This window comes from Lysobacter sp. H23M47, from assembly GCF_015209765.1.
In the GTDB taxonomy this organism is placed as follows: domain Bacteria; phylum Pseudomonadota; class Gammaproteobacteria; order Xanthomonadales; family Xanthomonadaceae; genus Novilysobacter; species Novilysobacter avium.
Genome location: NZ_CP063658.1, coordinates 940,224 through 957,944, shown reverse-complemented (window position 1 = coordinate 957,944; position 17,721 = coordinate 940,224). Strand labels below are relative to the sequence as shown.

The 17,721-nt window shown below is 66.9% G+C and carries 21 protein-coding genes; 16 read left to right on the top strand and 5 right to left on the bottom strand.

The genetic code is table 11. The annotated features are described in order from the left end of the window. Positions 1-2 precede the first annotated feature (2 nt). The 4 genes from INQ43_RS04340 (at position 3) to murU (ending at position 3,607) form a co-directional block, all read left to right on the top strand. A complete protein-coding gene (locus INQ43_RS04340; RefSeq protein ID WP_194037561.1) occupies positions 3-1,493 on the top strand; it encodes a M20 family metallopeptidase in 1,491 nt (496 codons plus the stop codon). A 59-nt stretch (positions 1,494-1,552) separates the two neighbouring features. Next, the gene (locus tag INQ43_RS04335) at positions 1,553-1,816 is read left to right on the top strand and encodes a GlsB/YeaQ/YmgE family stress response membrane protein (protein ID WP_194037211.1); all 264 of its coding nucleotides are present in this window, start codon (positions 1,553-1,555) and stop codon (positions 1,814-1,816) included. Positions 1,817-1,877: 61 nt separating this feature from the next. After that, the gene (locus tag INQ43_RS04330; protein ID WP_194037210.1) at positions 1,878-2,903 is read left to right on the top strand and encodes a phosphotransferase; all 1,026 of its coding nucleotides are present in this window, start codon (positions 1,878-1,880) and stop codon (positions 2,901-2,903) included. After that, on the top strand, positions 2,900-3,607 hold the full coding sequence (murU, locus tag INQ43_RS04325) for an N-acetylmuramate alpha-1-phosphate uridylyltransferase MurU (protein WP_194037209.1): 708 nt from the start codon (positions 2,900-2,902) through the stop codon (positions 3,605-3,607). The genes INQ43_RS04330 and murU overlap by 4 nt, the downstream gene beginning before the upstream one ends. Here the strand turns inward: murU and hda are convergent. The 3 genes from hda to INQ43_RS04310 form a co-directional block, all read right to left on the bottom strand. Further along, positions 3,597-4,268 (bottom strand): DnaA regulatory inactivator Hda, encoded by a 672-nt coding sequence (gene hda / locus INQ43_RS04320; protein WP_248285389.1) that lies wholly within the window; start codon positions 4,266-4,268, stop codon positions 3,597-3,599. The two genes, murU and hda, sit on opposite strands and share 11 nt — an antisense overlap. 77 nt (positions 4,269-4,345) lie before the next feature. Then, positions 4,346-5,503 carry an AI-2E family transporter gene (locus tag INQ43_RS04315; RefSeq protein WP_194037208.1) on the bottom strand — a complete coding sequence of 386 codons (1,158 nt, stop codon included), beginning with the start codon at positions 5,501-5,503 and terminating at the stop codon, positions 4,346-4,348. Next, a complete protein-coding gene (locus INQ43_RS04310) occupies positions 5,503-6,609 on the bottom strand; it encodes a DUF2066 domain-containing protein (protein ID WP_194037207.1) in 1,107 nt (368 codons plus the stop codon). The genes INQ43_RS04315 and INQ43_RS04310 overlap by 1 nt, the downstream gene beginning before the upstream one ends. A 264-nt stretch (positions 6,610-6,873) precedes the next feature. Here INQ43_RS04310 and purM point away from each other — a divergent pair, with 264 nt between their 5' ends. The 4 genes from purM to INQ43_RS04290 are packed head-to-tail and all read left to right on the top strand — an operon-like array spanning position 6,874 to position 10,131. Then, complete coding sequence (gene purM, locus INQ43_RS04305; protein WP_194035252.1) at positions 6,874-7,899, top strand: phosphoribosylformylglycinamidine cyclo-ligase; 1,026 nt, start codon at positions 6,874-6,876, stop codon at positions 7,897-7,899. A 23-nt stretch (positions 7,900-7,922) separates the two neighbouring features. Beyond that, positions 7,923-8,606: a phosphoribosylglycinamide formyltransferase gene (gene purN, locus INQ43_RS04300; protein WP_194037206.1), complete on the top strand. Its 684-nt coding sequence runs from the start codon at positions 7,923-7,925 to the stop codon at positions 8,604-8,606. Positions 8,607-8,619: 13 nt separating this feature from the next. Beyond that, positions 8,620-9,414 (top strand): DUF3108 domain-containing protein, encoded by a 795-nt coding sequence (locus tag INQ43_RS04295; protein ID WP_194037205.1) that lies wholly within the window; start codon positions 8,620-8,622, stop codon positions 9,412-9,414. Between the two features lie 57 nt (positions 9,415-9,471). Further along, positions 9,472-10,131: a DUF3108 domain-containing protein gene (locus tag INQ43_RS04290; protein ID WP_194035740.1), complete on the top strand. Its 660-nt coding sequence runs from the start codon at positions 9,472-9,474 to the stop codon at positions 10,129-10,131. A 70-nt stretch (positions 10,132-10,201) separates the two neighbouring features. On the opposite strand, the gene murA is transcribed toward INQ43_RS04290, so the two are convergent. Both murA and INQ43_RS04280 read right to left on the bottom strand, forming a co-directional pair. Further along, positions 10,202-11,461, bottom strand: a complete 1,260-nt coding sequence (gene murA, locus INQ43_RS04285) for a UDP-N-acetylglucosamine 1-carboxyvinyltransferase (RefSeq protein ID WP_194035739.1) — start codon at positions 11,459-11,461, stop codon at positions 10,202-10,204. 2 nt (positions 11,462-11,463) lie between these two features. Beyond that, positions 11,464-11,700: a BolA/IbaG family iron-sulfur metabolism protein gene (locus INQ43_RS04280; protein ID WP_194035249.1), complete on the bottom strand. Its 237-nt coding sequence runs from the start codon at positions 11,698-11,700 to the stop codon at positions 11,464-11,466. Between the two features lie 181 nt (positions 11,701-11,881). Here INQ43_RS04280 and INQ43_RS04275 point away from each other — a divergent pair, with 181 nt between their 5' ends. The 8 genes from INQ43_RS04275 to INQ43_RS04240 all read left to right on the top strand — a co-directional run bounded on the left by INQ43_RS04275 (position 11,882) and on the right by INQ43_RS04240 (position 17,720). After that, positions 11,882-12,889: a KpsF/GutQ family sugar-phosphate isomerase gene (locus INQ43_RS04275; protein WP_194035248.1), complete on the top strand. Its 1,008-nt coding sequence runs from the start codon at positions 11,882-11,884 to the stop codon at positions 12,887-12,889. A 2-nt stretch (positions 12,890-12,891) separates the two neighbouring features. After that, positions 12,892-13,488, top strand: a complete 597-nt coding sequence (locus INQ43_RS04270) for an HAD hydrolase family protein (protein ID WP_194035247.1) — start codon at positions 12,892-12,894, stop codon at positions 13,486-13,488. After that, the gene (gene lptC / locus INQ43_RS04265; RefSeq protein ID WP_194035246.1) at positions 13,485-14,045 is read left to right on the top strand and encodes an LPS export ABC transporter periplasmic protein LptC; all 561 of its coding nucleotides are present in this window, start codon (positions 13,485-13,487) and stop codon (positions 14,043-14,045) included. Before INQ43_RS04270 ends, lptC begins: the two co-directional genes overlap by 4 nt. Then, positions 14,035-14,583, top strand: coding sequence for a lipopolysaccharide transport periplasmic protein LptA (gene lptA / locus INQ43_RS04260; RefSeq protein ID WP_194035245.1), 549 nt, complete (start codon positions 14,035-14,037; stop codon positions 14,581-14,583). The genes lptC and lptA overlap by 11 nt, the downstream gene beginning before the upstream one ends. Beyond that, positions 14,583-15,302: an LPS export ABC transporter ATP-binding protein gene (gene lptB, locus INQ43_RS04255; RefSeq protein ID WP_194035244.1), complete on the top strand. Its 720-nt coding sequence runs from the start codon at positions 14,583-14,585 to the stop codon at positions 15,300-15,302. Before lptA ends, lptB begins: the two co-directional genes overlap by 1 nt. A 131-nt stretch (positions 15,303-15,433) precedes the next feature. After that, a complete protein-coding gene (locus tag INQ43_RS04250) occupies positions 15,434-16,819 on the top strand; it encodes an RNA polymerase factor sigma-54 (protein WP_255518487.1) in 1,386 nt (461 codons plus the stop codon). A 68-nt stretch (positions 16,820-16,887) separates the two neighbouring features. Beyond that, complete coding sequence (gene raiA, locus INQ43_RS04245; RefSeq protein WP_194035242.1) at positions 16,888-17,217, top strand: ribosome-associated translation inhibitor RaiA; 330 nt, start codon at positions 16,888-16,890, stop codon at positions 17,215-17,217. Positions 17,218-17,222: 5 nt separating this feature from the next. Continuing rightward, positions 17,223-17,720, top strand: coding sequence for a PTS sugar transporter subunit IIA (locus INQ43_RS04240; protein ID WP_194035241.1), 498 nt, complete (start codon positions 17,223-17,225; stop codon positions 17,718-17,720). Position 17,721 lies beyond the last annotated feature (1 nt).

Here is a 17,721-nt window from a genome sequence, read left to right as displayed (position 1 = left end):
AGATCGATTCCGCTGCCATCGACCGCTTCGTGGCCGACAAGTGGGACGCTGAAATCGTCCCCCAACTGGTGGAATACATCCGCATTCCGAACAAGTCGCCGATGTTCGACGCCGACTGGGTCGAGCACGGCTATATGGAGCAGGCCGTCACGTTGATGGAGACCTGGGCGCGTGCGCAGTCGATCCCGGGCATGCAGGTCGAGGTGGTGCGGCTGGAAGAGCGTACACCGTTGATATTCATCGAGATTCCGGCCGCCAATGGCGGCAGCGACGAGGATTGCGTGCTGCTCTACGGTCATCTGGACAAGCAGCCGGAGATGACCGGATGGGATGACGACCTCGGCCCGTGGAAGCCCGTCATCAAGGGCGACCGCCTTTACGGGCGTGGCGGCGCAGACGACGGTTACGCGATCTACGGCTCGTTGACCGCGGTGATGGCGCTGCACGAGCAGAAGCTGCCGCATGCCCGCTGCGTGGTCCTGATCGAGGCCTGCGAGGAGTCCGGCAGCTACGACCTGCCGGCCTACGTGGACCACCTTGCCGAGCGCATCGGCAAGCCGTCGCTGGTCGTCTGCCTGGATTCGGGCTGTGGCAACTACGAGCAGCTGTGGTGCACCACCTCGCTGCGCGGCCTGGCCGGCGGCAACTTTACGGTCAAGGTCCTCAGCGAAGGCGTCCATTCCGGCGACGCGTCCGGCGTGGTGCCGTCGAGCTTCCGCCTGCTGCGCCAGTTGCTGTCGCGACTGGAAGACGAGAACAGCGGCCGGATCATCGTCGAAGGTCTGCATGCGGAGGTTCCTGCCGAACGTCTGGAGCAGGCGCGGCAGGCGGCCGGCGTGCTGGGCACCGCGGTGTACGACAAGTTCCCGCTGCTCGACGGGATGCAACCGATGGGCGAGGATCTGGCCGAACTGGTGCTCAACCGGACCTGGCGGCCGGCACTCTCGGTCACCGGGATCGATGGCATGCCCTCGCTGGACTCGGCGGGGAATGTGCTGCGCCCGCACACGGCGGTAAAGTTGTCGCTGCGCCTCCCGCCCACTCTGGACGGCAAGCGCGCCGGTGAGATCCTCAAGCAGACGCTGCTCGACAATCCGCCCAACGGCGCGCATGTCGAGCTGGAACTGGAGAAATCCTCGACCGGCTGGAACGCGCCGGCGCAGTCGCCGTGGCTCACCCAGGCGATCGAAGGCGCCAGCCAGGCCTGTTTCGGCAGGCCGGCGATGTACATGGGCGAAGGCGGCTCGATCCCGTTCATGGGCATGCTGGGCGAGAAGTTCCCCGGCGCGCAGTTCATGATCACCGGCGTACTCGGACCCCACTCCAATGCCCACGGTCCCAATGAATTCCTGCATATTCCGATGGGCAAGCGGGTCACCGCCAGCGTCGCCCACGTGATCACCCGTCACCACGAAGCCGGACAGCGCGGGGAGACCACCGGTGTGGCCGCGGCCGGCAGCGCGCAGGAACGCGGCGATCATGGCTGCTGCTGAGTGACGGGCAGCACGCCAACGCGGGCGCTGCACCCATCTGCGCTGTAACGGAGAACGCCATGTTCAACGGAGTACTGGGTTACGTCGCCGGCGGCGCGGTCATCGGAATCCTCGCCCGGCTTTTGAAACCCGGCCCGGACCCGATGGGCTGGATAATGACCATCGTCCTGGGCATCGTCGGCGCATTGTCCGGCAGCTGGCTGGCGACCGAGATGGGCGTCACCAGCCGCTTGCTGGTGTGGGCGTTGGCCATCATCGCCGCGATGGCCCTGCTGGTGGCGCAGGATATGGTCCGCGAACGCCGCCGATCGACGCGTCGCTGATCCACCTCGACCCCATTAACCTCATCGCCTGCCGCCACTCCTGGCGGCCATCGGAGACTGCATGAACCAGGTTGTTGCCGAGTCCCGCGAGCGTGCGGATGCGCGTCTCGGCTGGGCACGCCACGCGTCCGGCCAGCCCGCGCTGACGCTTCAGCGCGCATCGATGGACGCGGGTTTCCGCAGTTACTGGCGCAGCGCAGGACACGACGGCAAGCCCTGGATCGTGATGGACTCGCCGCCCGACAAGGAGGATGTCGGGCCGTGGCTGCGCGTGCGCGACCTGCTGGAAAGCCACGACGTTCGGGTGCCGCACGTCCTCGCCCAGGACGAACGCACGGGCTTCGTGCTGATGGAAGACCTGGGTGGGCCGACCTATCTGCAGGTGATCACCGCCGGCAACGCCGATGCCCTGTTCGATGCGGCGATCGGCGAGTTGCTGAAGCTGCAGGCGGTGCCGTGCGCCGCCGACCTGCCCGCCTACGATGATTCCCTGCTGACACGCGAACTGGCCCTGTTCCAGGACTGGTTCCTTGATCGCCACCTCGGCATCCAACTGTCCGCAGCCGAGCAGGTGGCGCTGGCTGAAGCCAACCGCTTCCTGGTCGATGCCGCGCTGGCCCAGCCGCAGGTGTTCGTCCACCGCGATTTCATGCCGCGCAACCTGATGCCCGTGGACGCGGGACCGGCCGTGCTCGACTTCCAGGACGCGGTCCGCGGTCCGATTGCCTACGACCCGATCAGCCTGTTCAAGGATGCGTTCCTGAGCTGGCCGGAAGCGAAGGTCGAGGAGTGGCTTGGCCGTTACCACGCGCGCGCAGTCGCCGCCGGCCTGCCGGTGCCGGGACTGGACCGCTTCCGCCGCGATGCCGACCTGATCGGCGTCCAGCGTCACCTGAAAATACTGGGCATCTTCGCCCGCCTCTGGCATCGCGACGGTAAGCCGCGCTACCTCGCCGACGCGCCGCGCTTCATTGCTTACCTGGATGCCGTGCTGCCGCAATATCCGCAACTTGCCGGGTTGGCCGGGATCATCGATCGGCATGTCAAACCGGCGATGGCAGCCCGCCCGTTCCAGCCGCCGGCATGAAGGCGCTGGTCCTGGCCGCCGGCCGCGGCGAGCGCATGCGGCCGCTGACCGACCGCGTGCCGAAACCGCTGCTCAGCGTCGGTGGCAAGCCGTTGATCGTGTGGCATCTGGAGCGACTTGCCGGCATCGGCGTGCGCGAGGTGGTGATCAACACCAGTTGGCTGGCGGACCGGTTCGAGCCGGCGCTCGGCGATGGACGCCAATGGGGACTGAAACTGCGCTACTCCTACGAGGGGCCGGAACCGCTGGAAACCGGCGGCGGCATGCTGCGTGCGCTCGACCTGCTGGGTCACGAGTCTCCGTTTATCGCCGTGAACGGTGATGTGTGGAGCGATTTCGACCCCGCATTATTGCCAGGACAGCCGACGGGCGAGGCCCACCTGGTGCTTGTCGACAACCCGGAACACAACCCGGAGGGGGACTTTTCACTGGGTGACACGGGCCAGCTGTCGATCGACGGCCCCAAACGGCTGACCTTCGCCGGCATCGGTGTCTACCGGCCGTCCCTGCTGGCGAACTGGCGCGACGTGATCGACGCTGCCGGGACCTCCCCCGCCACCCAGCCCGCGCGGTTTCCTCTGGCGCCGCTCCTGCGCCATGCAATGCGCACGGGCGCAGTCACCGGTGAACATCACGCGGGCCAGTGGACGGACGTGGGCACGCCCCAGCGACTGGCCGAACTGGACGTATCGCTCAGCCGTTGAGGACCTGACGCAGGAATGGCACGGTAATCCGTCGCTGGGCGGCCAGTGACGCGCGGTCCAGCCGGTCCAGCAAGGCGGTCAAGCCAAGCAGGTCGCGCTCGACGCGCTTGAGCAACCATTCCAGCGCCGCATCCTCCAACACCCAGCCGCGACGGCGCGCGCGCTGGCGCAGCACCTCCCGGCGCCCATCCTCGTCCAACGATTGCAGATTGATCCGGCTGCATTGGGACAGCCGCGAGCGCAGGTCAGGCAGAACCAGCGCCAGCTCATCAGGATTCCCACGCGCGGCATAGACAATGCAGGTTCCGGCGGTGCGGGCGCGATTGTGGACATCGAACAGGGCGATTTCGTCCTCGCGCTGACCGGCGACCGCATCCAGTCCGTCCAGAGCCAACAGGTCATTGCCCTCCAGGGCTTCCAGCGCATCGCGCAGGCGACCGGCCGCCACTGCAAGCGGCAAGTAGGCCGCACGGCGGCCAGCCGCTTCTGCCGCGGCGCATGTGCCCAGCAACAGATGGGTCTTGCCGGCACCGGCCGGACCGGCGAGATACAGCCAGTCGTCAGCCTCGCCTGTCGCCAGCGCGATCAACTGCTCGAGTGCGCCCGCCGGCGGATCAACGAACGTATCCAGTCGCTGGTCGGCGGGATAGCGCAACGCCAAGGGCAATTGCGGTACGCCCGAATCCGGCAGTGCCGCACCCGGAGAACCTGGCGCAGGGCAGGCTGGAGAACCCGGATTCACTCGCCCCTTGGCTCCGAGGCGACCACCGGGACCGTCGGCTCGTCGCCGACCATGATCATCGGTGAAGGAGCGCCGGCGTAGAGGCGGCTGTGGGTGTAGCGTTCCTCCGCGTAGCGCAGCAACACGTTCACCACCGCTGCGCACGGCAGGGCAATCAACATGCCGAGGAAGCCGAACAACTGGCCGCCCGCAAGCACGGCAAAGATCACCGCCACCGGGTGCAGGCCGATGCGATCGCCGACCAGCTTCGGCGTCAGCCAGTAGCTTTCCACCAATTGGCCGACGCCGAACACCACCAGGACCGCCAGAAAGTGCTGCCAGTCCCCGTATTGCACGACCGCAGCGATGCAGCCCAGCACCAGCACCGTGGCCGGCCCAACGTAGGGAACAAAGGTCAGGATGCCGCCGATGATGCCGATCAGGATGCCCAGGTCCAGGCCAACGCCCCACAGTCCTACGGCGTAGATGACGCCCAGCGCAAGCATGACCAGGAACTGCCCACGCAGGAATCCACTCAGCACATCGCTTGACTGGGTGACCAGCCGGGTGACGGTCTGCAGATGATCACGCGGGATCAAGGACGCCACGCGCGCGACCAGCAGGTCCCAGTCGCGCAGGGCGAAAAACGTCACCACCGGCAGCAACGCGATGTTGGCCGCCAGCGCGATCAGGGCAAAACTGGAGCGCGACATGTAGCCCAGCAGGTTGCTGGCAAATCCGCCCGCACTCTCCCAGTTGGACCGGATCAGTTCAATCAGGTGATTGAGGTCCAGCCACCCGGTGATCTCCATGCCGGTGCGCATCTCGACCCACGGCATGGCGGTGCTGATGATCCAGTGCTGGTAGCCGGGGATGGAGTCGATCAGGGTCATGATCTGCTCCTGGATCAGCGGCACCAGCAGCACCAGGCCAAGCACCACAAAGAGCGTCATCGCAGTGAACACGAGCAACACCGCGGTGTTGCGCGAACGCCCGGCCCGCTCCAGCCGGTCCACCAACGGGTCGCCCAGCCAGCCCAGCAAAGCGCCCAGCACGAACGGGGACAGCACCGGCGACAGCAGCCACACCAGCCAGCACAGCGCCACCGCGAGTGCCGCCCATTGCAGCCGCCGCAGGAAGCGGGCGATTTCGACCAGCGGATCCGTGTCTTCCATCAGTGGAGCGTATAGACCGGCACGGAACCCGAGGCAGTCACGGGCTGACCGTCAGTGGCGTTCGTTCCTGGCATGCCGACCGCCCCGATGGATGTGTCCCGGCCGCTGTCGAGCGCGGCAAGAACGCCATCGCGCTCCACCATCATGTTGAACCCGCGCACGCCCGACAGCAGGTCCAGGTCGAACTCCATGCGCTGGGCGGTCGCCAGCGCCGGGCGCATGCCGCGCACCACGGTGAGACCTTGCAGATAACCGGACAGGCGCACATAGTCGTCGGCGCTGCGCAGCCCCGTGAAGGCGATACGGTAGGTACCGGCCGGACCGGTGTCAGGACGCTTGGCATAGCGTTTCATCAGCGCATCAGCGCTGCCATCGGCACCGGTCGCCATCAATTGCGTGGCGCTGGCGCCGCTCTCCGACCAGCGCGACAACACCTTGCCGTTGTCCACGAAGATCCAGTCCGCCGTCCAGCCGCCACTGCTGCGGTAGAGCTTGCCGATCAATTGCATCGGCGGGCTGTAGCGCTGCGAGGCACGCGCCACGGCTGCAGTGTCGCCGCGCCAGATAGCTCCCACCACGGCCTTCTCGGCCGCGCTGCCGCCTGGAAGCCCCAGCCGGTAGCCACGCTCGATGGCCCGGTCCAGGGTGGAGCGCGCGGCATCGGCGCTCTTGACGTCCACCAGGCGCGGTCCGCTGCCATCATCGATGGCCAGCCACAGCACGGGTTTCGGTCGCGGCTGTGGCCAGACCGGCAGCGCCAGCGTCAATGCCAGGTCATCAACGGCGGCTTCATCGAACCGGACCACCAGCATCGTCTTGAAGCTTGGCGCGCCGCTGGCGGAGCGGCCCTCGTCCTGGCGGTAGTCAAAACTGCGCACGTATTTCTCGGCCTGGCGCAGTTCGGCGCCCACGCCGGGTCGCGACGCCGCGCCGCGGTCGCCCGAAAGCTTGCCCAGAACCTGGACAAGCGCCCGCGAGAATGCCCGGCGACGCTCGTCCGCGCCCTGCCCCTTGACCGCCACTTCGGCGTTGTAGGCTCCCTGCGCGACGGCACGATCGCCTTCCACGCGCTGCGCGGACGCGCCGAAACTGGCGGTCACCAACATGGCGATGCACGCCCAGATCAGCCATCCGGCGGGCGTCCGATTCCCTCGTCGCAAGACCGCACCGCGGCGTTCGCCGTCGTTTTTTGTGCCCGTCGCATACGCCATGGTGGTTCCCGTCAACTCGATGCCAGTTCGAAATGGTGCCGCACCGCCGCCGCGGCGTCCATTCACACGGGCCACGGGCGCGCTTGACTGCTAAAATCAGCGGCTACCCGCGCCCTCGAGCCTGCCGTGACCGCACCGTTCACACCTGCTGCCGCCCCCATGACCTATCGCGATGCCGGAGTCGACATCGACGCGGGCAATGAGCTGGTCGAGCGCATCAAACCCTTGGTGAAGCGAACTTTCCGGCCCGAAGTGATGGGCGGGCTGGGCGGCTTTGGCGCCCTGTTCGACCTGTCCGGCAAGTACCGCGAGCCTGTACTCGTGTCGGGCACCGACGGCGTGGGCACCAAGCTGAAGCTGGCCCAGCAGTTCAGCCGCCACGACACGATCGGCATCGATCTGGTCGGCATGTGCGTGAACGACGTGCTGGTGCAGGGCGCCGAACCGCTGTTTTTCCTGGACTACTTCGCCACCGGCAAGCTCGACATCGAGACCACGGTTGCCGTGGTCGGTGGCATCGCGCGCGGCTGTGAACTGGCCGGCTGCGCCCTGATCGGCGGCGAGACCGCGGAGATGCCGGACATGTATGCCCCGGGCGAATACGACCTGGCCGGGTTCACCGTCGGCGCGGTCGAGAAGTCCGAGCTGCGCGACGGCAGCCGCGTCGCTGCGGGCGACGTATTGATCGGCATCGCGTCTTCGGGCCCTCATTCCAACGGCTATTCGCTGATCCGTCGCATCTTCGATCGCGCCGGGCGTCCGGACGATGTGGACTTTGACGGCACGTCGCTGATCGATGCACTGATGGCGCCCACCGCGCTTTATGTCAAACCCGTCCTGGCGCTGCTGCGCGGCGAACACGGCCGCGCGGTGCATGCCATGGCCCACATCACCGGCGGTGGCCTGACCGAGAACATCGTCCGTGTGGTGCCGGAAGGCCTTGGCGTTCGCATCGAGGCGTCGACCATCGTCCTGCCGCCCGTGTTCGAGTGGCTGCAGCGCGAAGGCGTCGTGGCCGACGCGGAAATGTGGCGCACCTTCAACTGCGGCATCGGCTTCGTGCTAGTGGTGCGACAGGACACGGCGGCAGCCGTTGAATCCACCCTCGATGGCCTCGCGCTGTCGCACCGGCGGATCGGTGAGGTGGTGGCGGCCGGCGCTGACGAGCGCGTCCGGATCGGCTGATCCGACCGCCCGGTGATCCCCCTATGACGTCCCCGCTGCGTATCGCGGTGCTCGCCTCCGGACGCGGCAGCAACCTGCAGGCGATCATGGACGCGATTGCGGCCGGGACGCTGGATGCGCAGATGGTTGGCGTTTTTTCCGACCGCCGCCGCGCTCCGGTCCTGGAGCGCGCAGAACGCGCCGGCGTCCCCGCCGTTTCAGTGCAACGGAAGCGATTTCCGGATCGCCAGGCTTACGAGACCGAACTTTTTTCCCGGATCGACGCCACCCGCCCCGACCTGATCGTCTGCGCCGGTTATATGCGCCTGCTCGGCGCCGCGGCGGTCGACGCGCACGCCGGGCGAATCATCAACATCCATCCATCGCTGCTGCCCGCCCACAAGGGCCTGCACACGCATCAGCAGGCGCTCGACGCGCGCGCCTCCGAACACGGCGCCAGCGTGCATTACGTCACCGCCGAGCTGGACGGTGGGCCGGTGATCGCGCACGCCTGCCTGCCGGTCCTGCCCGGCGACGATGCTGAAAGGCTGGCGGCGCGGGTGCTGCAGCGTGAACATCCCCTGCTGGTCGCCACGCTGCGGCTGTTCGCCGCCCGGCGGATCGAGCTGCGGGACGAGGCGATCCACATCGACGGCCTCCGGCTCGAGGCGCCGATGAAGCTGGATTCAGACAACAACCTGCATCCTCCGCTGCTGACGACCACTTGAGCCTTCCGCCCACATGCGACCGATCGCCACCATCCTGCACCGCTCCCTGCTGCTTGCCCTGTTACTGCCGGTCGCGGCACTCGCGCAGCAGCAAACCGCCGTGCCCTCCACCACTCCGCCGGCGCCGCTGACTGGAGCGGAGACCGACACGAGCCCGCACGTGCTGGAACCCTTCCTGGCCACCTACGCGGTGTACAAGGACGGCAAGCTGCTGGGCGAGGCGACCATGCAGCTGGTCCGCCAGCAGGCGCCGCGCTGGCGCACCGACCTGGTCATGCATGGCACGCGTGGCCTGATGGGTTTTGTCGGCCTCAACGCCGAGCAGAGCAGCGTCTTTGACGACCTGGGCGAGGTGTATCGGCCGATTACCCAGGCGACCGTCAACAAGAGCGTATTCACGCGCAAGCAGACCGTCGGCATCTACGATTGGAACTCCCGCGCGGCCAACTGGCAGGGCGATATCAAGGAAAGCCGTCGCCGTCCGGTGCCGCTGCAGGACGGCGACATGACCGGTCTGCTGATCAACCTGGCGGTGATACGCGATGCCGCCCCGGGCAAGACGCTCGACTACCGGTTTGTCGATGATGGCCGCGTGCGTGACCACCGCTATGTCGTTGCCGACGAGCGCGAAAGCATCACCGTGGCGGGCATGCCCTACAACGCGATGAAGGCCACCCGCAGCAAGGACAACGAAGACACGATCATCTGGGTCGTCCGCAACGTACCCAGCCCTATCCGCATGTTGAAACGTGAGAACGGCAAAGACGTGTACGACCTGCGTCTGGTCGAATACAAAGGAGTTGAATAGATGCTTTCCGACCCCCGCATGAAATCCCCCGCTTCCGCCCGGACGCCCCGTTGGCGCATGCTCGGCGCGGCCGCAGCATTGCTGCTGGCCGCCTCCCCGGCATGGGCGATCGAGGCCTTCAGCGCCGACTACCTGGCCAGTTACAAGGGCATGCAGGCGACCGGCAAGATGACCCTGGCCCCGGAGTCCGGCGAGCGCTGGCGCTACACCCTGGCAATCAGCACGCCGCTCGCAAACCTCAACCAGAGCACCGTGTTCGACGAGAACAACGGTACCTGGCGTCCGCTGTCGAGCGAGGACAGCAACCAGGTCCTGGTCAAGCGTTCCTCCAAGACCGCGACGTACGACTGGGGCCAGGGGATCGCTACCTGGTCCGGCGATGTGAAGCCGGAGCGGTCCAAGCCGATCAAGCTGCAGGCTGGCGACATGGACGCGTTGCTGATCAACCTGGCGCTGGTGCGCGACCTCGCCGCGGGCAAACCGCTGAAGTACCGCATGGTCGACGACGGCCGCGTCAAGCAGCTCAGCTACAAGGTCAGTGGCAAGGAAATCATCACCGTCGACGGCAAGCAGGTCGAAGCGACCAAGGTCGTCAATACCGACGGTGACAAGCAGACCATCGCCTGGCTGGTGGAAGGCATGCCGATCCCGGCGCGGATCCTCCAGCGCAAGGGTGGGAAGGACGACATCGACCTGCGGGTGAAGTCGGTCAACTGATCGTCACCTGCTGATCAGGACCCCCTGTAGTTTCAAACAAAGACCCCGCCTTGAGCGGGGTTTTTGCTGATCAGTCACTGATCCGGCGGATCCTGGCACCCAGGCCGGACAGCTTTTCCTCGATGTTTTCGTAGCCGCGATCCAGATGGTAGATGCGATCGATCACGGTCTCACCCTGCGCCACCAGGCCGGCCAGGATCAAGGAGGCCGAAGCGCGCAGGTCGGTCGCCATCACCGGGGCTCCGCTCAGGGTTTCCACGCCCCGCACAACGGCCATGTGTCCGTCCACGCGGATGTCCGCACCGAGGCGGACCAGCTCGTTGACGTGCATGAAGCGGTTCTCGAAGATCGTCTCGTTGATCACGCCAACGCCGTCGGCGATGCAGTTCATGGCCATGAACTGGGCCTGCATGTCGGTGGGAAACGCAGGATGTGGCGCCGTGGTGAGATCGACGGCCCGCGGTCGCCGGCCCTCCATGTCAAGGGTGATGCGGTCGCCGGAGCACTCCACCGTGGCTCCGGCCTCGACCAGCTTGTCGAGCACTGCGTCCATCGTGTCGGGTCGCGCATGATGCGCGGTGATCCGACCCCCCGTCATGGCAGCTGCCACAAGGAAGGTGCCGGTCTCGATGCGGTCGGGCACCACCGAGTGATTGCCGCCGTGCAGACGCTCCACGCCATGGATGGTGATCCTGCCGGTGGCCTCGCCCTCGATCTGCGCGCCCATCGCGCGCAGGCACTCGGCCAGGTCGACGATCTCCGGTTCCATGGCCGCGTTCTCCAGCACCGTGGTGCCTTCGGCCAGGGTAGCCGCCATCATGACGTTCTCGGTCGCGCCGACGCTGATCATCTCGAACACGTGGCGGGCGCCTTTAAGACGCGTCGCGGTGGCCTTGATGAAGCCGTTCTCGACCGTGATCTGCGCGCCCAGCGCCTGCAGGCCCTTGATGTGCAGATCCACCGGGCGCGAACCGATCGCGCAGCCACCCGGGAGGGACACTTCGGCGTGGCCGTACTTGGCCAGCAGCGGTCCCAGCACCAGCACCGAAGCCCGCATGGTGCGCACCAGCTCGTAGGGCGCGACCTGGCTGTGCACGGTGGTCGGGTCAACGGTGATCCCGTAACGCTCATCGATGCTGATGCCCGCACCGATTTCAGCCAGCAGCTTCACGCTGGTCACCACGTCGTGCAGGTGCGGCACGTTGCTGATCACCACCGGCTCGTCGGCAAGCAGGGTGGCGAACAGAATCGGCAGCACCGCATTCTTGGCCCCGGAAATGCGGACCTCGCCCTGCAGCGGCACTCCGCCCTCGACCACGATTTTCTGCATGCTCATCCCTGCCCGGCTTCGGCAGGCGTCTTGGCGTCAATGCTCAGGGCGTGGATTTCCCGGCCCATCAACTCGCCCAGCGTGGCGTAGACCAGACGATGGCGCGCAAGCGGCAGTTTGCCGGCAAACGCCTCGCAGATGATGGTCGCCTCGAAGTGCACGCCGTCTTCCCCGCGCACATCCGCGCTGGCGCCGGGCAGGCCTTGTTCGATGAGGGTTTTGATGGTGTGGGGGTTCACGTATGGGGTCTCGCAATCGGAGCGGCGAGGCAGGCTCGCCGGAAGGTGAAGCGCGGAGTTCCGCCCGACTCGGGCAAGCGCACGCGCCGCGGTCGGTGATGGTTCAGCGGACGGGATACGCCAGCCCGCAATCTGCGTAAAATCAGCCGATCTAGCCTAGCGGAAAGCCCACTGCTCCGAAATGGCCACATCTCCCGAACTTCCCGAAAACCTGCACGAATTCGACTACGCCGCCAGCGGCCGCCGCGTTTTCGACATCGAAGCCAAGGCCCTGACCGCGGTTGCCACCCGTTTGGACGGCGAGTTCAGTGCGGCCTGCCGCTTGATGCTGGCAGCGCAAGGGCGCGTGGTCTGCACCGGCATGGGCAAATCCGGCCATGTCGCGCGCAAGATCGCCGCCACCCTCGCCTCCACCGGCACACCGGCGTTCTATGTGCATCCCGGCGAGGCCGGCCATGGCGACCTGGGCATGATCACCGACGCCGATGTCGTGCTGGCGCTGTCCTATTCGGGGGAAAGCGACGAAGTCGCCATGCTCCTGCCGGGTCTCAAGCGGCAGGGCAACAAGCTAATCTCGATGACCGGCCGCGCCGGCTCCACCCTGGCGCGCGCCGCTGACGTCCACCTGGACGTGAGCGTGCCGACCGAGGCCTGTCCGCTGCATCTGGCGCCGACCTCCAGCACGACGGCTTCGCTGGCGATGGGCGATGCGCTCGCCGTCGCCCTGCTGGAGGCGCGCGGCTTCACCGCCGACGATTTCGCCCGCTCCCACCCCGCCGGCGCGCTGGGGCGTCGGCTGCTGCTGCACATCGCCGACATCATGCATGTGGGCGCGGACGTCCCACGCGTGGGCGCACAGGCCAGCGTCAGCGAGGCGCTGGTGGAGATGACCCATAAGCGGCTGGGCATGACTGCGATCGTCGACCTGGCCGATGACCGCCTGCTCGGCCTCTACACCGATGGTGACCTGCGCCGGAGCCTGGACGACGATGAGGTCGACCTGCGCACCACGCGCATCGACGAGGTCATGACACGCAATCCGCGCACCATCGACCAGGGCGCACTGGCGGTAGAGGCCGCCCAGTTGATGGAAACCCACAAGATCAGCGGCCTGCTGGTCGTCGACGCGGATGGCCGCCTGGTCGGTGCACTCAACATCCATGACCTGCTGCGGGCTCGGGTCGTATGAGCATGTCCACGCCCCTGGTTCACACCGCGACCGGCACCGCCGTTGTGGAACGCGCGCGACGCGTGCAGCTGGCCTGTTTCGACATCGACGGCACGCTGACCGACGGCCGGCTGCGGTTCGACAGCGAGGGCCGAGAAACCAAGGCCTTCCACGTCCATGACGGCCTGGGCCTGGTGATGCTGCGCAAGGTCGGGATCGAGGTCGCCTTCATTACCGCCCGCGCCAGCACCATCGTGGAGCGCCGTGGCGCCGAGCTCGGGCTGAGCGAAGTCCACACCGCAGTCAGCGACAAACTCGCCACGGTGCGCGCGATTGCCACGCGCCTGGGCATCGGCCTGGACGCGGTGTCCTTCATGGGTGATGACCTCCCTGACCTGGGCGCCATGCAGCAGGTCGGATTTGCCGTGGCACCGGCCAGCGCCCACGTCTGGATCCGCGAACGCGCCCACTGGATTACAACGGCTCGCGCCGGCGAGGGAGCCGGACGGGAGTTGTGCGACCTGTTGTTGCACGCCCACGGCAAGGTCGACGCGTTGATCAACGCCGCGGCGCTTGAACAGGCCGATCGGACCGCACGCATAACGGGGCACAACGCATGAACTGGCGCATCCCCGTGGGCATTGTGCTGTTGCTGGGAGCGGTCGCCAGTGGTTGGGCGTTGCTGACCCGCATGACCACCGGTCCGGAACTGCGGCAGGAAATCGGCGGCCGGCCGGACTATCTGCTCAACGACTTCGAGCTGGTCGTGCTGGACGCGACGGGCAAGGAATCCTTCACCCTGCGCGCCCCGCGGCTCGCGCGTGACCCGGTGCTGGAAACCATGGACGTGACCACGCCCCGCTTCCTGATTCCGCCCAGGCAGGACAACGCCGACGCGTGGGAAGTGACGTCCAAGACCGGCTGGATCAGCGCCGACGGCGATGAGCTGCGCCTGCGCGGCGATGTCAATGCGGTCAGCGACGGACGCCACTCCGACAAGGTCAACATCGACACCCAGGAGCTGAACGTATTCCCGGATGCGGACCGCATCGATTCGCCGGTGCAGGTCACCATCAACCGGCCGGGCTCTATACTCCGCGGCAACGGGCTGGACGTGAATCTGGCCACCAAGCAGTACACGCTCCAATCGGAGGTTGAATCCAGCTATGCCCGCTAACCACACCAAGGCGCTCGTCGGCCTGCTCATCATCCTTGTTGCCGCCGCCACCCCGATGGCCATGGCGAAGAAATCCGATCGAAACCAACCGATGGACGTGAGCGCCGGCAAACAGGAAGGCAGCCTGGATGACAGCACGCCGACGGTCCTTTCCGGCGGTGTGGTGATCGACCAGGGCACCCTGCACGCCGAAGCCGTCCGGGCGGAGATCCGCGCGCGCGGCGGCGACATCGCCCAGGTCGTGCTGACCGGCTCGCCGGCCACGCTTTCCCAGCAGATGGACGACGGCAGCCGCATGAACGCCGTCGCGAGCAAGATCGACTACAACGTCACCACCGACACCGTCGTGTTCACCGGCAAGGTCAACATCAAGCAGCCGCGCGGCACCTTGAGCGGCGAACGCGTGGTCTACAACATGACCACCGGTCAGGTGACCAGCGGCGGTGAAGGCAACGGCCGCGTCAACATGCGGATCATGCCGCGCAACGCCGCCCCTGCCGAAAAGAACAAAGCCTCCGGCGAAGCGGAGACCGATTGATGCTGGTTGCCAAGGGCCTGCGCAAGTCCTACGGCTCGCGTGAGGTCGTCAGCGATTTCGGCCTGACGCTCGACGCCGGGGAAGTGGTCGGCCTGCTCGGGCCGAATGGCGCGGGCAAGACCACCTGCTTCTATATGATCGTCGGCCTGGTGCCGGCCGATGCCGGGCAGATCCTGCTCGACGGCAAGGACATCACCGGCGAGCCGATGCATGCCCGGGCCAAATACGGCATGGGCTACCTGCCCCAGGAGCCGTCGGTATTCCGCAAGCTCACCGTGGCCGACAACCTGCGCGTCGCGCTGGAGCTGCGCGAGGATCTGGACAAGGCCGGCCGCGAGCGCGAACTCGCCTCGCTGATGGAGGAGCTGCAGGTCAACCACGTCGCCAACCAGCTGGGCGCCAGCCTCTCGGGCGGTGAACGCCGCCGGGTCGAGATTGCACGCGCCCTGGCCGGCAATCCGCGACTGATGCTGCTCGACGAGCCGTTTGCCGGCGTCGACCCGATCTCCGTGGCGGACATCCAGCGCATCGTGCGCCATCTCAAGAATCGCGGCATCGGCGTGTTGATCACCGACCACAACGTGCGCGAAACCCTGGGCATCTGCGACCGCGCGTATATCCTCAACGCAGGCAGCGTGCTCGCGCAGGGGGCGCCGGACACGCTGCTCGCCAACCCGGACGTGCGCCGGGTCTATCTGGGCGACACCTTCCGCCTGTAGCGTTGCATCACACATCGAAGCCGACCATTGCGGGCATGATGTAAGGCCGCCGCGCGGAACCGTGTCTGCGCCGCAACCATACGGTGACCATGAAGCCCCAACTGCAGACATCACTCGGCCAGAGCCTTGTCATGACACCCCAGCTGCAGCAGGCCATCCGGCTGCTGCAGATGTCTTCGGCTGAACTCGAGGCGGAACTGGCGGCTGCGGTCGAGTCCAACCCGCTGCTGGACTGGACCGAACACACCACGGATGCCGCGATCCCGGATCCGGCCGGCGGTGACGATGCATCTGGCGACAAGGCAGCGGTCCACGAAAACGACACCCCGGCGCCCCCCGAGGCGGATTGGGGCCCCGACGACGGCGAGGTCTGGTATCAGCGCGTCGGCCCGGCCGATCCCGACAGCGAGCGTGACCCGGCCGAGCAGGTGGCCGAGTCGGAAAGCCTGCAGGATTACCTGTTGTGGCAGCTGCACCTGAGCCACCTGTCACCGCGCGACCGCCAGATCGCGGTCGAGTCCATGGACGAGGCCGGGTATTTCCGGGAATCGCCGGAGTCGGTCGCTGCGACCCTTGCGCCCGAGTTGATCGTAGACGAGGAAGAAGTCCTCACGGTGCTGCACCAGATCCAGCGTTTCGACCCGATCGGCGTCGGTGCACGCGACCTCGCCGAATGCCTCAGCCTGCAACTGCGGCAGCTCGACGAATGCATCCCGGGGCGCGAGCTGGCCCTCACCCTGGTGCGCGATCACCTCGAGCGGCTGCCGCGGATGGGCGCTGCGGGTCTGGCGACCGAGATGAAGCTGGCCGTGAGCGAGGTGGAAACGGCCGTCGATTTGCTGCGTTCGCTGGAGCCGCGTCCGGGCGCGGGGATCGGCGATATCGCCGAGGACACCTACGTCGCTCCCGACGTCGTGATCTGGCGCCAGCACGGCATGTGGCGGGTGGCCCTTTCCGAGAGCATGCGGCCACGCATCGGCATCCATCGCGGCTACGAGAACATGATCCGCCACGCCGACTCCGCCGACGCCAACTACCTCAAGGGGCACCTTCAGGAAGCGCGCTGGTTGCTCAAGAGCCTGGAGGCACGCGGGGTGACGATGCTGAAAGTCGCCCGCTGCCTGATCAGCCAGCAGGCCGGCTTCCTGGAGTTCGGCAACGCGGCGCTGCGTCCGCTGACATTGCGTGAGGTGGCAGCCGAGATCGGCATGCACGAATCGACGGTGTCGCGCGCCATCGCGCGCAAGTACGCCCGCACACCACGCGGCACCATCCCGCTGCGCGCGTTCTTTGCCTCCGGCATTGACACCGGCAGCGGTGGCGAGGCGTCGAGCATCGCCATCCAGTCGATGATCCGCGAGTTGATCCAGGCCGAGAACCCGCGCAAGCCGCTGTCGGATGCGCGCCTGGCCGAAACACTCAAGGCCGCCGGCATCCCGGTTGCCCGCCGCACCGTCGCCAAGTACCGGGAGGCGATGGGGATCGTGTCCTCCCAGGATCGGGTGCGCATGGCCTGAACGGGCGGATTCACGGAGCCCGGGCTGGGCTATGCTGGTCTCCCGTCGCCAGGTAAAGGAGTCTTTCCATGCGGATTGAAATCTACGGCCAGCAGCTTGACGTCACCCCCGCCCTGCGCGAATACGTGGAGACCAAGTTCGGCCGCCTGCAGCGACATTTCGAGCAGCCCTTCGAGGTGCGCGTGCAGCTGGGACTGGACAAGCCCGACCATCGCGCCGAGGCGAACATCGTCTGTGCCGGCCGCACGCTCCACGCCGATGCGGCAGCACCCGACATGTACTCGGCGATCGACCTGCTCGTGGATAAACTCGACCGCCTGCTGCTCAAGCACAAGGGCAAGCAGGTCGACCAGTCGCGCCGCGCCGAAAGCCTCTCCCGAATCGGTGAAACCGGTTAGCCAAGATGCCCCTGATTGATCTTTTGAGCGCCGGACGCGTCGCCATCGTGTCCGGCAGCCGGGACCGTGCCGCGGTGATCGAGACCGCGGCGCGCCTGCTGGCCACGCCAGCGAGCGATGACGCGACGCCCGAGGGCGTGGCCACCCCCGCTTCCGAGCTGATCGGTGACAGCCTGCACGCGCGCGAACAGCTGGCCAGCACCGCCATCGGCCACGGCGTCGCCATCCCGCACGGCCGCCTGGATTCCATCGACGACAGCCGTGGCGCCTTCCTTCGCCTGGCCGAGCCGGTCGACTTCGGTGCCGCCGACGGCATCCCGGTCGACCTGGTCATGGCCATGGTGGTACCGCTGCACTCGAACATGAAGCACCTGGAACAGCTGGCGGAGCTTGCCGAATACTTCTCCGATCCCGCGTTTCGGCTGCGCCTGCGCGAGGCGGGCGATACCCTCGAGCTGACCCGCTGCCTGCTGGCCGCCCCCGCCTGCCCCAGCGTCGCCTGAC

Bases quoted from the DNA above. Each gene is read 5' to 3' on its own strand.
- INQ43_RS04310 (WP_194037207.1), bottom strand. From the start codon at position 6,609: ATGTTGGTGACCGCCAGTTTCGGCGCGTCCGCGCAGCGCGTGGAAGGC.
- lptC (WP_194035246.1), top strand. From the start codon at position 13,485: ATGAACTGGCGCATCCCCGTGGGCATTGTGCTGTTGCTGGGAGCGGTC.
- INQ43_RS04240 (WP_194035241.1), top strand. From the start codon at position 17,223: ATGCCCCTGATTGATCTTTTGAGCGCCGGACGCGTCGCCATCGTGTCC.
- lptA (WP_194035245.1), top strand. From the start codon at position 14,035: ATGCCCGCTAACCACACCAAGGCGCTCGTCGGCCTGCTCATCATCCTT.
- INQ43_RS04275 (WP_194035248.1), top strand. From the start codon at position 11,882: ATGGCCACATCTCCCGAACTTCCCGAAAACCTGCACGAATTCGACTAC.
- lptB (WP_194035244.1), top strand. From the start codon at position 14,583: ATGCTGGTTGCCAAGGGCCTGCGCAAGTCCTACGGCTCGCGTGAGGTC.
- INQ43_RS04315 (WP_194037208.1), bottom strand. From the start codon at position 5,503: ATGGAAGACACGGATCCGCTGGTCGAAATCGCCCGCTTCCTGCGGCGG.
- INQ43_RS04335 (WP_194037211.1), top strand. From the start codon at position 1,553: ATGTTCAACGGAGTACTGGGTTACGTCGCCGGCGGCGCGGTCATCGGA.
- purN (WP_194037206.1), top strand. From the start codon at position 7,923: ATGACGTCCCCGCTGCGTATCGCGGTGCTCGCCTCCGGACGCGGCAGC.
- purM (WP_194035252.1), top strand. From the start codon at position 6,874: ATGACCTATCGCGATGCCGGAGTCGACATCGACGCGGGCAATGAGCTG.
- INQ43_RS04295 (WP_194037205.1), top strand. From the start codon at position 8,620: ATGCGACCGATCGCCACCATCCTGCACCGCTCCCTGCTGCTTGCCCTG.
- INQ43_RS04250 (WP_255518487.1), top strand. From the start codon at position 15,434: ATGACACCCCAGCTGCAGCAGGCCATCCGGCTGCTGCAGATGTCTTCG.
- INQ43_RS04270 (WP_194035247.1), top strand. From the start codon at position 12,892: ATGTCCACGCCCCTGGTTCACACCGCGACCGGCACCGCCGTTGTGGAA.
- INQ43_RS04330 (WP_194037210.1), top strand. From the start codon at position 1,878: ATGAACCAGGTTGTTGCCGAGTCCCGCGAGCGTGCGGATGCGCGTCTC.
- raiA (WP_194035242.1), top strand. From the start codon at position 16,888: ATGCGGATTGAAATCTACGGCCAGCAGCTTGACGTCACCCCCGCCCTG.
- murU (WP_194037209.1), top strand. From the start codon at position 2,900: ATGAAGGCGCTGGTCCTGGCCGCCGGCCGCGGCGAGCGCATGCGGCCG.
- murA (WP_194035739.1), bottom strand. From the start codon at position 11,461: ATGCAGAAAATCGTGGTCGAGGGCGGAGTGCCGCTGCAGGGCGAGGTC.
- INQ43_RS04290 (WP_194035740.1), top strand. From the start codon at position 9,472: ATGCTCGGCGCGGCCGCAGCATTGCTGCTGGCCGCCTCCCCGGCATGG.